The 14,610-nt window shown below is 44.0% G+C and carries 9 protein-coding genes; 1 reads left to right on the forward strand and 8 read right to left on the reverse strand.

What is annotated here, in order from left to right:
* Nucleotides 1-18 precede the first annotated feature (18 nt).
* Nucleotides 19-1,596, reverse strand: coding sequence for a RagB/SusD family nutrient uptake outer membrane protein (locus tag ACSX1A_RS00925; protein ID WP_439881724.1), 1,578 nt, complete (start codon nt 1,594-1,596; stop codon nt 19-21).
* Between the two features lie 11 nt (nt 1,597-1,607).
* A complete protein-coding gene (locus tag ACSX1A_RS00930) occupies nt 1,608-4,697 on the reverse strand; it encodes a SusC/RagA family TonB-linked outer membrane protein (protein ID WP_439881725.1) in 3,090 nt (1,029 codons plus the stop codon).
* Between the two features lie 254 nt (nt 4,698-4,951).
* On the opposite strand from ACSX1A_RS00930, the gene ACSX1A_RS00935 reads away from it, so the two are divergent.
* On the forward strand, nt 4,952-7,849 hold the full coding sequence (locus ACSX1A_RS00935) for a ligand-binding sensor domain-containing protein (RefSeq protein ID WP_439881726.1): 2,898 nt from the start codon (nt 4,952-4,954) through the stop codon (nt 7,847-7,849).
* Between the two features lie 2 nt (nt 7,850-7,851).
* Here the strand turns inward: ACSX1A_RS00935 and ACSX1A_RS00940 are convergent, their stop codons facing one another.
* The 6 genes from ACSX1A_RS00940 to lpxD form a co-directional block, all read right to left on the reverse strand.
* Complete coding sequence (locus ACSX1A_RS00940) at nt 7,852-8,814, reverse strand: calcium/sodium antiporter (RefSeq protein WP_439881727.1); 963 nt, start codon at nt 8,812-8,814, stop codon at nt 7,852-7,854.
* Nucleotides 8,815-8,892: 78 nt separating this feature from the next.
* The gene (locus ACSX1A_RS00945; protein WP_439883576.1) at nt 8,893-9,600 is read right to left on the reverse strand and encodes a YebC/PmpR family DNA-binding transcriptional regulator; all 708 of its coding nucleotides are present in this window, start codon (nt 9,598-9,600) and stop codon (nt 8,893-8,895) included.
* A 748-nt stretch (nt 9,601-10,348) separates the two neighbouring features.
* Nucleotides 10,349-10,981 carry an ABC transporter ATP-binding protein gene (locus tag ACSX1A_RS00950; protein WP_439881728.1) on the reverse strand — a complete coding sequence of 211 codons (633 nt, stop codon included), beginning with the start codon at nt 10,979-10,981 and terminating at the stop codon, nt 10,349-10,351.
* Nucleotides 10,971-11,762: an acyl-ACP--UDP-N-acetylglucosamine O-acyltransferase gene (gene lpxA / locus ACSX1A_RS00955; RefSeq protein ID WP_439881729.1), complete on the reverse strand. Its 792-nt coding sequence runs from the start codon at nt 11,760-11,762 to the stop codon at nt 10,971-10,973. Before lpxA ends, ACSX1A_RS00950 begins: the two co-directional genes overlap by 11 nt.
* A complete protein-coding gene (locus tag ACSX1A_RS00960) occupies nt 11,759-13,153 on the reverse strand; it encodes a bifunctional UDP-3-O-[3-hydroxymyristoyl] N-acetylglucosamine deacetylase/3-hydroxyacyl-ACP dehydratase (RefSeq protein WP_439881730.1) in 1,395 nt (464 codons plus the stop codon). Before ACSX1A_RS00960 ends, lpxA begins: the two co-directional genes overlap by 4 nt.
* A 143-nt stretch (nt 13,154-13,296) precedes the next feature.
* The gene (gene lpxD / locus ACSX1A_RS00965) at nt 13,297-14,319 is read right to left on the reverse strand and encodes a UDP-3-O-(3-hydroxymyristoyl)glucosamine N-acyltransferase (RefSeq protein ID WP_439881731.1); all 1,023 of its coding nucleotides are present in this window, start codon (nt 14,317-14,319) and stop codon (nt 13,297-13,299) included.
* Between the last annotated feature and the right edge of the window lie 291 nt (nt 14,320-14,610).

The raw sequence follows: 14,610 nt of genomic DNA on the forward strand, positions 1-14,610 counted from the left end.
AATGTCTTAAATGAATAATTAATAACCTGCGTTTTGCTTCAACAGTCCGTTGGAGATAGCGATCTCACTCTGTGGAATAGGGAAGAAACCTTTAGTAGCAGGTTTAAACGTGATGTTAAAATCAACCTGATCACCGGTATAAAGTGGACCACGCTTACCAGTAACAGATATTTTTTGATCTGCTACCGTCACGCCCTGGCGCAACAGGTCCCAATAGCGCAGGCCTTCTAATGCAAGCTCCACACGACGCTCTTTCAGAATATTATCTAAAGTGGCAGGTACCAGAGGTAAGCTAACGCGGTTACGAACCATATCCAGGTACTGCTTTGCATCTCCTCCTCCTGTCTTTACACTTAGTTCAGCAGCCATCAGGAGCACATCACTGTATCGGATAGAGCGATAGTTGTTACCCCAGTTTAGTTCTGGCTGACCGGCGGCAGGAGCATAGTCTTTGGAAGTAGTATATTTCTGGCTGAAATACCCTGTATGCTGATAACCTTTGTCCAGTGCGCCATTAAACTCTGTTTCAATTAACAGGGTAGCATCACGCCGGGGGTCGTTAGCTTCGAAAGCATCATAAAGCGATTGGGTGGCAGGAGCAAAACTCCAGCCCCGCTCATAGCTTTCCAGTGCCGGGCTAACAACACGTGGACCCTGCATCTGTGGCTGAATGTTACCTTCACCACCCTGAATGTATCCCCAATCGTACCACGGGTTCAGGTCAGAATAAGCGATTTCCCAAACTGACTCCTGGCTGTACTCACCGCTTTTCTTAAAGTTATCCGCATAATTTGGTAACAACGAGTGACCACTGTTAGTGATAATATCCTTGAGGTGGTTTAAAGCACGCTGCGCATCGACAGTTGTTGGACCAGCTTGTAATTCTGCTTTATATACCCCATTGTAAAACAAGTAAGTACGGGCAAGTAAAGCTTTAGCAGCCCACTTCGTTACACGGCCCTGGTTTGCTCTGAGGGTACCTTCCGGAAGGTTCGGAATGGCTTCTTCCAGGTCCTTGGCAATTTGGTTGTAAACAGCTTTAGGCTCTGCCTGCGGTTGGTTGTACTCCCCAGGGTTAACCAGGGTGTTTAGTACAAGTGGTACATTTTCGTAGGTACGAACAAGATCAAGATAGAAATGTGCCCGCAGGAACTTTGCTTCAGCTATAATTCTATCTTTTACCTCCTTGCTTGCCTCTATGCCTTCTATTTTTTCAAGAAGCAGGTTCGCACGGTAAATACCAATGTAATGCTTCTTCCAGAGTCCATGATTTTCCGGGTTAGATGTGCGGATATTGTGCATATCCACTTCTATGATATTCGGAGCATCTGTACGGCTGGAGCCTCCTGCAAAAGCATCATCAGAGGCTATATCCATTAGCATAGGAGTAGGGTGGAAGCCTGTAACTGTGTTCCACTGCAATACATCGTAAATACTAACCAATGCCTCCATAGCATCAGCTTCCGTTTTATAAAAGTTAGATTCTACTCTGGCATCCTTCGGCTGCAGGTCCAGAAAATCATCACAGCTGGCAGTTCCAAGTGCCAGGGCAGCGACAAATGCAATTCTTGCGCTATTTTTAAGTATATTCTTCATGTGTAATGTCATTAGAAAGTTGCGTTTAAACCAACTCTGAAAATGCGGGCCTGTGGGTAAATGCCTCTGTCCACACCTATGTCAAGTGTTGAGCGGGCGCCTATTTCAGGGTCAAATCCGGTGTATTTGGTTAAGGTCAACAGGTTGTCGCCGGAAACGTAAACACGTACTTTTGTCAGGTGAATTTTGGAGAGAACGTCGTTTGAGAAATTATATCCTAACTGTAGTGTTTTCAGTCGTACATAATCACCATCCTCCACGTAGATATCAGAAATTCTGGTATAGTTACCGTTTGTGTCGCTCCAGGTAAAGCGAGGATATTTGTCTGATGTGCCCTCACCGGTCCAGCGGTTCAAAAACTTGGTCTGCATGTTTGAAGTTATCAGATCGTGGCGACGTGTGCCGTTAAAGATCTGCTGACCGAATGCGCCGCTGAAGAATGCGCTGAGGTCGAAGTTTTTATACTTCAGATCCAGGTTATAACCCATTACTACTTTAGGAGTTGGGTTACCTATGTTTGTCCTGTCTTCGTCGTTGATAATGCCGTCTCCGTTAAGGTCTTTAAAGCGAATATCACCGGGCTGGGCATTAGGCTGAAGCAAAGCACCTTCTGAATTTTTATATGAGGCTACTTCTTCCTGGTTCTGGAAGATACCATCAGTTTTATATCCCCAGAAATAGCCGAAAGGCTGACCAGGTATACTTCTGGAAACAATTCCATAGGTCGCAAAGCTTGATCCGATCAGTACTTCCTCAGCATTGTTGATGCTCAACACTTCGTTCTTGTTGAAGCTTCCGTTAAGAGAGGTGCTGTAGCTGAAGTCATTTAATTCGCCCGAATATGTCAGACTAAGCTCAAGTCCTCTATTCCTAACTTCACCGCCATTTACTGTTGGAGCATTGTTACCAACAGTTCCCGGGATAGGAGCATCCACTAGAAGTCCTTTTGTGGTTTTGATGTAATAATCTGCTTCCAGCGCCAGTCTGCTGTTAAAGAAGTATAGATCTAAACCGAAATCTGTCTGTTCCGAAGTCTCCCACTCCAAGTATGGGTTTGCAACTTTAACAGGTGAGGCTCCACTAGTGTAGCCTTCTTCGCCTGGGAAGAAGGTGTACCCACGGCCTACACCAATAACAGATGCCCAGGTATAGTTACCGATGTTTTCGTTACCGTTCTGTCCCCATGAAGCACGAAGCTTGGCAAAGTTTAACAGGTTCTGCTCAGGGAAGAAGTCTTCTTCAGAGATTACCCATCCAGCTGAAACTGAAGGGAACGTGGCAAATTGTCTTTCACGTCCGAAACGTGATGAACCATCTCTTCGCAGTATACCTGAAAGCAGGTATTTTCCGTCGAAATTATAATTAGCACGACCAAAGAAGGATAATAGTGCATTATTGCCGTAGTAGCCACCAACCTGTGCACCGTTAGCATCTGTAGCAAGGTTTAGGTAAGCCATATCTGGATTGTTGGTAACTAAGCCTGTCTTTGAGGCGAAAACGTTGTCCGCTTCGCTCTTTAAAGCTGTTGTTCCCAATGTCAGGCCGATGTTATGTCTGTCAAACGTCTTGTTGTAATTCAACACATTCTCAGCTTGCCAAGTGTAATATTTGATCGTCTCCTTGGATACCAGTGAGTTAGCGTTCTTCTGAGCTGAGTTAAGGTAAAACCTAGGTACGAAATTATCATTCGTTACATAAGCCAGGTCAATACCAAAGGTAGATCTATAAGTTAAACCGTTTGTTATTGTAATATCAGCATAAGCATTAGCTACCAACTTATCTACCTCGGTGTTGCCATTAAGTATTGCTAATCTTGCAAGCGGATTAACAACTTCCTGAGCCACATAAGGGGATATGCCATAAACGTTTCCATTGGCATCTCTTATAATGTTAGGAGAAGCATATAATGAGGAGGCAAGCCTGTCAGCATCAGTTTCGAAAACTGGTGTGATAGGATCCAGGTTGATTGCGTTGCTGAGTAAGCCTCCAAACTCCTGGTTCGGGTCAATGGCTTTGCGGTTGATATTGGTGTATGCCAGGTTCGTTCCTACTTTAAGGAACTTGCTTACCTCATTATCAGCGTTCAAACGCAATGTATAGCGCTTAAAGTTAGACTTGTCGCCACCCACAATACCATTCTGGTCAAAATAAGAGAAGTTAGTATAATAGGCTGTTTTATCGTTGTTGCCGCTTACGGCAATCTGGTGGTTCATGATCTTCTCATTCTTGCCGAAAAGTGCATCCTGCCAGTCTGTTCCATTAGTATACTGGTTCACATCCTGGAATAAAGGAGTTACGCCTGCGTTTGCGGCACCTTCATTCATCATGATCGCATATTCGCGTGCATTCAGCAGATCCAGCTTCTTCCATGGGTTTTGTATACCTACATACCCGTCGTAAGAAACGTGCATTTTACCATCCTTAGATCCACTTTTAGTTTTAATAAGTACAACACCATTCGCGGCACGTGCACCATATATTGCTGCTGAAGCGGCATCTTTAAGAACCTCCATAGACTCAATGTCATTCGGGTTAAGGTAGTCTATGCCACCAACCGGGAATCCATCTACTATATAGAGTGGTGCTGCACTACCAGATGTACCGATACCCCTGATCCGCACTGTGGGAGCATCCCCAGGCTGACCGGAAACGTTTGCAACCTGTACACCTGTTACACGACCTTGTAACGCCTGCTCAACACGTAGTACCGGAGTCTCTGTGATCTTTTCCGGTGATACAGAACTTATGGCGCCAGTGAGTTCACTGCGTTTTTGTGTACCATAACCGATTACTACAACTTCCTCCAGCTTCTTTGTGTCTTCAGCCAGTTTAATGTCTATCACTGCCCTGTTATTTATAGGAGCATCCTGTGTTATAAAGCCTATAAAAGAGAAGCGCAGGGTGTTTCCCTCTTCAGGTACTTTTAAGGAATATTGCCCTTGTGCATCAGTAGTAGTTCCTACCGACATGCCTTTAACTATAACACTTACGCCTGGTAGGGGTATGCCTTCTTTGGCGGTAGTAACCCGCCCTGTTACGGTGGTTTGTGCATAAGCTACTCCACATATATGAAATAGCAACAGCAGTATAATTTTCCTCATAATGAAAGATTGTAGGTGAGTGATCAGTTATCTGGTGTTCAATTACCTCTTTTTGGTTTGTAATAACTAAGAAACAGGTACATCATGAATACATCAAGACTTATAAAGATATACAACAAGAATACATCAAAACAGTTGAAATGCTTTTTATTTTGCTATAAAGGCGGTTTTTGAATTTAAAGGGTTAAGTTTTTATTATAAATTGAATACATCAACCGGATTTTATTTAGCTTTATGTTCTAAGTTAGTGAATTATGAGATTTTCTTTACTACAGGGGTTAAATGCTATAGTTTTCATACTTCTCTTGCCTATAGTGTCGGTTCAGGGACAATCCCGCTATTGGGGTAATCCATTTATAAAAAATTATAGTACCGAAGATTTTAAAGGAGGTATCCAAAGCTGGGGTATTGCACAAGATGCGCGCGAGGTTATTTATGTTGCAAATAATTTTGGCTTGCTTGAGTTTGATGGAGCCGAATGGAGCAAATTCGCGGTAAATAACGGCACTAAAGTAAGGTCACTTTATACATCTAACCTGCAAGGCAGAATTTATGTGGGTAGCCAGGCTGATTTTGGTTATTATGAGCCGGATAAATTAGGTAACCTGCAATACGCTTCTCTAAAGGCACTGATACCGGCAGAACACCGGAACTTTGATGAGGTCTGGCGCATCTACGACATAGAAGGGACCATATACTTTGCCACCTTCAAGAATATCTACATCTACAAACCGGGCAAAAAAGTAAAGGTTATAGCACCCGCTAACCCGCTGGAGCTCTCATTTAAAGTAAGAAACAGGCTATACACAATGGAATGGGGTGTTGGGCTGTCGCAGCTGGAAGGTGATAAGCTAAGGCTGCTGCCAGGCGGTGAGAAATTTTCCCAAACCCGTATTGCCTCCATACTTCCTCTCGATCAGACGAACCTGCTTATTTTTACGGTGCAGGAAGGTATTTACCTTTATAATGGCCACAAACCTGTATTGATCGATTTAGTAGATGCTCCCATCTTGCAGCACCTGGTAATTAATCAGGCTGTGCTTTTGAAAGACGGTAGCTACGCTATCGGAACGCAGAATGATGGTTTGTATATCATGAACAAGCAGGGAGAACTGTTGTTGCACTTAACAAAAGCAGACGGCTTATTCGATAACACCATACATACGCTGTACCAGGATGTGCATCAAAACTTATGGCTTGGGCTTAATAATGGGCTCTCTCTGGTTGAACTCAGTTCCCCTTTCAGCAGGATAGATGGTTCTAAAGGTGTGTCCGGGGCTGGTTACGCAGCACTACGGTTAAACAATAATTTATACCTGGGTACTACCAGCAGCCTGTTCGTTGCAGATCCGGCCAGTAATGAAAAATATCAGGCTGTTACAAACTCTACGGGGCAGGTATACAAACTACGTACTTATCAGGATAAGATTCTGATGGGGCATCACACCGGGCCATATGTGGTTGAGAATGGCCGCGCCTCTAAAATAGCGACTGGTAACGGGTCCTGGGATTATATACAAGTACCAGGTAAGCAGGATCTGTTTATACTTGGTTCCTACGACGGCATAAGTTTACTAAAATATGAAGGTGGCACCTTTAAATTGGTACGAAAGTTCAAAGGGTTTGAAGAGTCCTCGCGTGTCATGGATTTTGATGACCGAGGTAACCTTTGGATAGCCCATGGTTATAAAGGTGTTTTCAGGGTAAGGTTTGAGCCAGATTTTAGTGCGATCAGGAAAGTGTGGTTCTATAACTCCAAGAATGGATTTCCTTCAGACCAACTCGTTAACCTGGAGCGGTTGCAGGGTAAACTCTATTTTCCTGCCCTGACTGGTATCTACCGTTTTGATTACAACAAAGATGTATTTGTAAAGGACAGCATCTTTTCTTCTTATTTTATGCCGGATGAGCACCTGGTAGAAATGGAGGAAGATGTACAGGGCAACATTTACTTTATTTCTGATAAACGGGTCGGCAAGCTTAGCTTGAATAAGTTTGGTGAGCCTAAAATAGAAAGTAAGCAGTTTAGTAATATCAGTGATCGCTTGAATGATGACTTGCCTTACATTAAGATATTAGACATTGACAACGTGTTATTCGGCGCTAAAGATGGATTCATTCACTTTGATGCCGCAAAGGTTAAGAACCTTTATCCATTTAACACGCACATCACAAAAGTTATAAATACTTCCTTAGATAAGGATTCTCTGTTGCTATCGGACAGGGCTTTTCCGGATGCCGACAAAGTAGAATTGCCTTATAACCTTAATTCCCTCAGGTTTACTTATTCCAGCTCATTTTATGAACGCCCAGAAAAGACAAATTACCAGTACTACCTGGAGAATTTCGATGAAGCCTGGTCTGGCTGGACAACTAAAACAGAAAAGGAATACACTAATTTACCGGAAGGGGAGTACGTGTTTCATGTAAAGGCCCGTAACATACATGGCAATATAAGTGAAGCGAAGAGTTTTGCATTTGCCGTTGATCCTCCATTTTACAGGAGTAAGGTAGCCTTCATTTTTTATATTATATCTGGCTTATTTATGCTGGGTACTGTTTTTCATTATTTTGAGAAGAAGTTCAAGCGTGAAAAGCTATTGATCTTAGAAGATAAAGAGCGGCTTCTGAGCGAAAAGGAAACAGAAGTGCAGGAAGCTGCGAAGCAAAGTGAAGAGCAGATCATGTTGCTAAAGCATGAAAAACAGCAGTCTGAAATTGAGCACATGAACCGGGAACTGGCTTCGTCTACCTTTCACCTGCTAAACAAGAATGAGCTACTCAATAATGTGAAGCTGGAGTTACAGTCTATTGTGAAGCAGGGTGAGTTGCAGCAACATAGTGAGGAGGTAAAGCGGATCATCAAAAACATTGAACACAACGTGACAAGCGACGCAGACTGGAAACAGTTTGAGCTGCACTTTAACTATGTGCATGGAGATTTCACAAAGCGCCTGCAGGATAAATACCCGGATATGACACCACAGGAAATCAAGTTAAGCACTTACCTCCGGCTAAACCTAACTACCAAAGAGATTGCGCAGCTTTTGAGTATATCCGTACGCGGGGTTGAAATTAGCCGATACCGTTTACGCAAACGCCTTGACCTTGACAGGAGTGAGAACTTAACGGATTTTATACTCAGGTTTTAACGCTACCCCCTAATGATAAGGTAAGTGATGTAGGCGAAGTAAATAAGCAGGAAAATAGTGCCGTTGAATCTGTCTATAGTGTTTTTTCTGCCAATAGGCATGGCCAGAATAAGAAGTGTGCTGGCAAAGATCATCATAACGATATCTGAATTGTTGATGAGGTCAAATGGCAACGGCCTTATCACAGCGCTTACCCCCAATATCCAGAGCAGGTTAAATATATTGGAGCCAACTACATTGCCCACGGCAATATCTATGTTTCGGCGATAGGCGGCTGTAGCAGAAGTAATGAGCTCCGGCAGCGACGTACCGATTGCAACTACGGTTAAGCCAATAAAAGATTCACTTAAGCCCAGCGACTCACCCATGTAAATAGCCCCGTCAACAACCCATTTACCACCCAGGAATAAGCCAGTTGCGCCAAGCAAAATGTACAACACTGACTTTTGTACAGGCATGATGGCATGGTTTGCATCATCAGCCACCTCGTCTTTGTTTGTTTTGGTGATGTTGTAAATGTATGCCATAAATAAAACGAAGAAGAAAAGTAGTATCCCTCCGTCTACGCGGCTGATGTACAGGTCCGTTTTTTGTCCGAAGACAGTTGCATTTGCCAGGAAGCCAACAAGAAGTGTGGCTATAAGTGAGAATGGGATCTCTGTAAGGATTGTGTTTCTTCTGATTGGTAAAGGACATATCAGGGCAGTAACCCCTAGTATTAGCAGCAAGTTTGCCACATTGCTGCCAAACACGTTGCCAATGGCTAATTCTGATTGCCCATTTATACTTGACAGGATGTTAATGACCAGTTCAGGTAAGGAAGTGCCAAATGAAACGATGGTCAGGCCTACCACCATATCTGAGATGCCGTAGCGTTTAGCTATTGAGGAAGAACCACTTACAAGAAGATCAGCTCCTTTGATCAGGAAAACAAAGCCAACTACAAACAGGATGTATAAAAGCATGTTGGGTACAGTGGGGTGATAAAAAAAGGCTGCCCAATGTCTCACTGAGCAGCCATACGTATGTGTATACTTAAAACATTAAGCCATGTTATGGTACACAGCCTGCACATCGTCATCCTCTTCCAAACGCTCTATGAGGTTCATTACTTCCTCTTCCTGCTCCTCTGTCAATTCTGTTCGGGTAGTTGGGATGCGCTGTACTTCTGAACTGATCACATTCAGGCCTTTGTCTTCCAGACCTTTTTGCATTGTTCCAAAGTCGGTAAAAGCAGTTTCAATGATGATTTCATCTTCATGCTCATAAATATCCTGTGCACCAAAGTCAATCAGCTCAAGTTCCAGTTCCTCCAGGTCAGTTCCTTCGGCAGGAATCTTGAAAATACCTTTCCGTTCGAACATAAAATCCAGGGAACCTGTTTTGCCTAGCGAACCACCGCCTTTTGAAAAGTGCATACGCACGTTTGCAACAGTTCTGTTCAGGTTATCTGTAGCACACTCGGCTACCACTGCAATCCCGTGTGGTGCATAACCTTCGTATACTACTTCTTCATAATCCTTTTCTTCTTTGGATGATGCTCTTTTTATGGCCGCCTCAATGCGGTCTTTAGGCATGTTTACACCTTTGGCGTTTTGTATAGCTGTACGTAAACGCGAGTTTGTGTCAGGGCTTGGGCCACCTTCTTTAACGGCCATTACTATTTCTTTGCCCAGGCGAGTGAAGGCCTTCGACATTTTATCCCAGCGTTTAAACTTTCGGGCTTTTCTAAATTCAAATGCGCGTCCCATAGTATGATTTATGTGTAATACAAAGTTAGGCAGAGTAGGTGTAAAATGGTAATTTTTAGGTGCTGAATTGTTGAAGGGGGATTTTATGTTGTGAACACCAATGATTGTTTTTCGGAGTTCCTGCTCCAGGCATGTCTCCATTCCGTTTTTTCTGAACTGTTGCCATTCCTTTCTTTTGTCATTTCGACGTGAGATAGATCTTTACAGACCTTTTGAAGTTCCTGCTATCCTTATTAGCTGCGGCTGCATCCTCAGTCTTAGGTTTGTCCTTTTCCATCTCATGCATTGGTGCGCTCTTGCCCGCGAGGGCACGTCCTCGGGCATCGCACTGTGTGCCTGAAGCTGCCTCCGCGCTGCTCCGGCTGCCCTGCGGGCACCGCAACATGCACAAGGCGCTCAACCCAAGGACTGGAATCTTTTCGATAGCCAAAGCCTCTGCTTTAGGATTGGCTAATGAAGAAAATGAAAAATTAATGAAAGAGTCCCCTTTGGTGGGGGAGGAGGATAATTATATCTGCAGTTTTCCCCCCCCTCGGAGGGGCTAGGGGTGGGTTCACTCCAACCGCAAAGGCAATAGCGCTACTACCTGAACCACAGCAGTAGCAGACTAGGCTTCCAGACGCGGAAATACTATTAATCCACCAATCCTACAAATCCTGAGTCTGGCAAAAGAGTGGCTAGAGGCTTGGCAATATATTGTGACGAGCTCTTGCTCCTTACACCTTACAAATAACAAACAGCTAGGGAATTACTTCCGTGGTGTGGTGTGATAATCTGAAATACGGAGGTGATGTTCGCAGAAAGCGTATTCGTGTTCGATGTTGGATCCTACAATAACTAGACGACCTGTTTTATTTTGGTCAACATGCTCCTGGTACCATGCAACACCTTCCTGATCCAGGTTAGTGGTAGGTTCATCAAGTAATAAAAGAGGAGTATCGGAATAGATAGCAAGACCAAGCTTCAGACGCTGTTTCATACCGGAAGAGAAGTCTTTCACATACTTGTTTCTGGAGCGCTGTAAACCCATCCTTTCAATTAAATCCGAATTAGGCAAATTGTTCCGCAGCGGTTTGAAGCGTGTATGGAAATCAATCATTTCCAGTAGCGTGAACTCTTCCACCAATTCCAAATAGGGTGCCGTCAGGGAGAGGTAGCGGTAAGCTTCATCCGGGGCGATTGTTTTATTGTCCTCCGTATAAAGAATCTCTCCTTCGCTGTAAAGGTTATGGCCAGCTACGATCGTAAGAAGAGTGGATTTCCCGGATCCATTATGCCCTAAAACAGCATATGAAGTGCCTGACTCAAAAGTATAGGTCAGGTTCCGGAAAATCCACTCGTAATTATAGCGTTTACCTAAATTACTTAGGTTAATTTGCATCCTTAGAAAAATAGCTCCTGATAATACCTCGCCCTGAATTACGAAGGAAATTAACTATTTCGTCGCGTTCCTTGCTAGGAGGCAGTTCCAGTTCGATCTTGTCCAGGGCCTGTGTATTGTTCAGGCCGCTCATGAACATGATGCGGTATATCTGCTGAATTTCGTTTATCTGGTCGCTGGTAAAGCCTCTGCGGCGTAAACCAATAGAGTTAATGCCAGCATAAGAAAGAGGTTCGCGTCCGGCTTTTACAAATGGAGGAACATCTTTTAATATTAAAGATCCGCCTGAAACCATCGTATGTACTCCGACTTTCGCAAACTGGTGCACTAAACTGGCAGCGCTGATAATGGCAAAATCACCAACTTCTACGTGTCCGGCCATCTGTACAGCATTTCCAATAATGCAGTTGTCGCCAACAACACAGTCATGCGCCACATGGGCATAGGCCATGATAAGGCAATTGCTGCCGATCACGGTTTTCATTTTATCAATTGTGCCGCGGCTAATGGTTACGCATTCTCTCACAACGGTATTATCTCCGATGTGGGTAGTGGTAACTTCGCCGGCAAATTTCAGGTCCTGAGGTACCGATGAAACAACTGCTCCAGGGAAGATCTTGCAGTTCTTGCCAATACGGGCACCTTCCATGATCACGGCATTGGGGCCGATCCAGGTACCTTCGCCAATTTCAACATTCTTATGAATGCTGGCAAATGGTTCTACAACAACGTTTTGCGCGATCTTTGCCTCTGGGTGGATGTATGCTAATGGCTGGTTCATGCGTCTTTTTTTACAATGCTTGCCGACATTTCAGCTTCCATTACCAGTTGGCCGGCTACGAAAGCCTGACCGCTCATTTTGGCAATTCCACGTTTGATAGGAGCCAGCAGTTCACACTTGAAAATAATTGTGTCCCCAGGAATGACTTTACGTTTAAAGCGACATTTATCTATGCCCAGGAAATAAGTCCAGTAATCGTCCGGATTTTCTACTGTGTTTAACACAAGTATACCACCAGTCTGAGCCATTGCTTCGATCTGAATCACGCCTGGCAGCACGGGGTTGCCCGGAAAATGACCCTGGAAGAAAGGCTCGTTCATGGTTATGTTCTTAACGCCTGTAACCGTGGTTTCGTCTAAATGTATGATCTTATCGATTAACAGGAACGGGTAGCGGTGCGGTAAAGTAGCCGATATCTGGTTGATATCCATTACCGGCTTCTTTTTAGGATCGTAAGTAGGAACGCTCTTAATAGAAGCCTCATAGATCATTTTCTTCACCTTTCTGGCGAAGGCAATGTTTGCCGCATGTCCGGGGCGCGCAGCAAGTATCTGTCCTTTAATCGGACGGCCAATAAGTGCCAGGTCGCCTATCAGGTCAAGCAATTTATGGCGAGCAGGCTCGTTTTTGAACCTAAGCTCTGTATTATTCAGGATACCCTCTTCTTTAACTTCTACTTTTGGCTTCTGTAGCAAGTCAGATAGATGGTTGAGCTCTTCGTCCTGCACCACGCGGTCCACGATCACGATAGCGTTATCCAGGTCACCCCCTTTAATAAGGTTCTGCTTGTAAAGCGCTTCCAGTTCGTGTAAGAAAACAAACGTACGGCAAGGGGCTATTTCGCTCACAAACTGGTCAAAGCTAGTAAGAGAAGCATGCTGGCTGCCAAGGATAGGGGAGTTGTAATCAACCATCGCTGTCAGACGGTAATCGTCCAATGGCAATCCTGCAATCTCTACGCCACGGCTTTCATCTTTATAACTGAGCCCTTTAGATATCTCAAAATAGTTGCGCAGCGCATTTTGCTCATCCAGGCCAACTTCCATCAATGGTTTTACAAACTCGATGGAAGAGCCATCCATGATGGGAGGCTCAGGCCCGTCCAGCTCAATTAGAACGTTGTCTATCTGTAAACCTACCAATGCGGCCAGTGTATGCTCAACGGTATGCACCTTAGCGCCATTTTGTTCTAGCGTAGTACCTCTGGACAGGTCAACTACATTGTCAACATCAGCGTTTACAATAGGCTGTCCGGGTAAATCAATTCGCTTAAACTTATACCCATGATTTATGGGTGCAGGCCTAAACGTCATGTTGGATACTACACCTGTATGCAATCCTATGCCGGATACAGTAACCGGAGCCTTGATAGTATGCTGTTTATCGTTCATTCACGTATTAATAGTCGTGTATTGTATTTGCTGGCTATAAGTAAGCAGCTTAGCAGTTGCGCTTTACCGCTGCAAACTTAAGATATTCTTAACGGCCTTGCCAATTTAATTTCTGGGAGCGATATAATTGCAGTTAGCTTAGGCTAAACGCGCTCTTTCAACATTTCCAGTTCGCGCTGCAACTCTGGTAGCTTTCTGAAGACAGTCATGGCACGTAAGTTCTGCTTGTAATCAAATGCCGGTGAGCCTTGTATGATAGTGCCCTTCTCTTTCACAGATTTAGAAACACCTGACTGTGCACCCACTGTTGTATTGTCAGCAATCGAGATGTGCCCCACGATGCCTACCTGCCCAGCAATCACACAATTGTTACCGATCTTGGAAGAGCCTGAAATGCCAGACTGTGAAGCCACAACTGTGTGCATGCCAATCTCTACATTATGAGCGATTTGTACCAGGTTGTCGATTTTAGAGCCTTTGCGGATGATCGTAGAACCCATGGTGGCACAGTCAATGGTTGTATTGGCGCCAATAGAAATATCATCCTCCAGCACAACATTGCCAATTTGTGGGACAGCTTTATAAGTGCCGTCTGGCTGAGGAGCCCAGCCAAAGCCATCGCTGCCTAATACTGCACCACTGTGAATGGTGCAGTTACTGCCTACAACTGTGTTGGTATAGAGTTTTACCCCGGCAAAGATGGTCGTATTGTCGCCGATGGTTACATTATCACCAATGAATACCTGCGGGAAAATACGTACGTTCTCACCGATCTTACAATTTGCTCCGATATAAGAAAAAGCTCCCCTGTAGTGGTTATCTCCGATATGGCTGCCCTGCCCAATAAAACAAGGGTCTTCAACGCCAGTTTTAGAAGCGATTAAAGCAGTCTGGTAATACTGGAGTAAGGTGGAAAAGCTTGAATAGGGGTCTTCTACGCGAATAAGTGCTGCCGCAACAGGCTTTTTCAGCTCTAAGCTGTTAGCCACTATAACTGCACTTGCACCTGTAGAGTATAAAAATGGTTCGTATTTAAGATTTGATAAAAAAGCAAGGGCACCAGTTTTGGCTTCCTCAATTTTGGCTAATGTGCTGACCTTGACTGTGTTGTCTCCTTCTACCGTGCCCTGCAGCAAGTCAGCTATCTGTTGAACAGTAAATTCCATTTTGTAAAATTATAGCAAAAACTTAAAAGTGCTAATGCTTTGGGGATGCAAACTTAACAAAAAAGTATTTTACCTCCTTTTGAGTTTTTCATTTAAGGGAGATTTCTATTTATAAAATTTTACCTGATTGCTGCTAAATGGCTTTCTCTTTCGTGATTGTTTATAGAGGGGTCTCTAGCCCATTTAAGTTTTATTTGCTTGCTATAGTTTCTGATATCTCAGTAGCTAGAGTTTTTATTATCTATTTTGTCATCTATACTTTAGGAGAGATCTAATCTGAACTTTTGATGA

The organism is Pontibacter sp. MBLB2868 (assembly GCF_051904785.1).
Classification (GTDB): Bacteria; Bacteroidota; Bacteroidia; order Cytophagales; family Hymenobacteraceae; genus Pontibacter.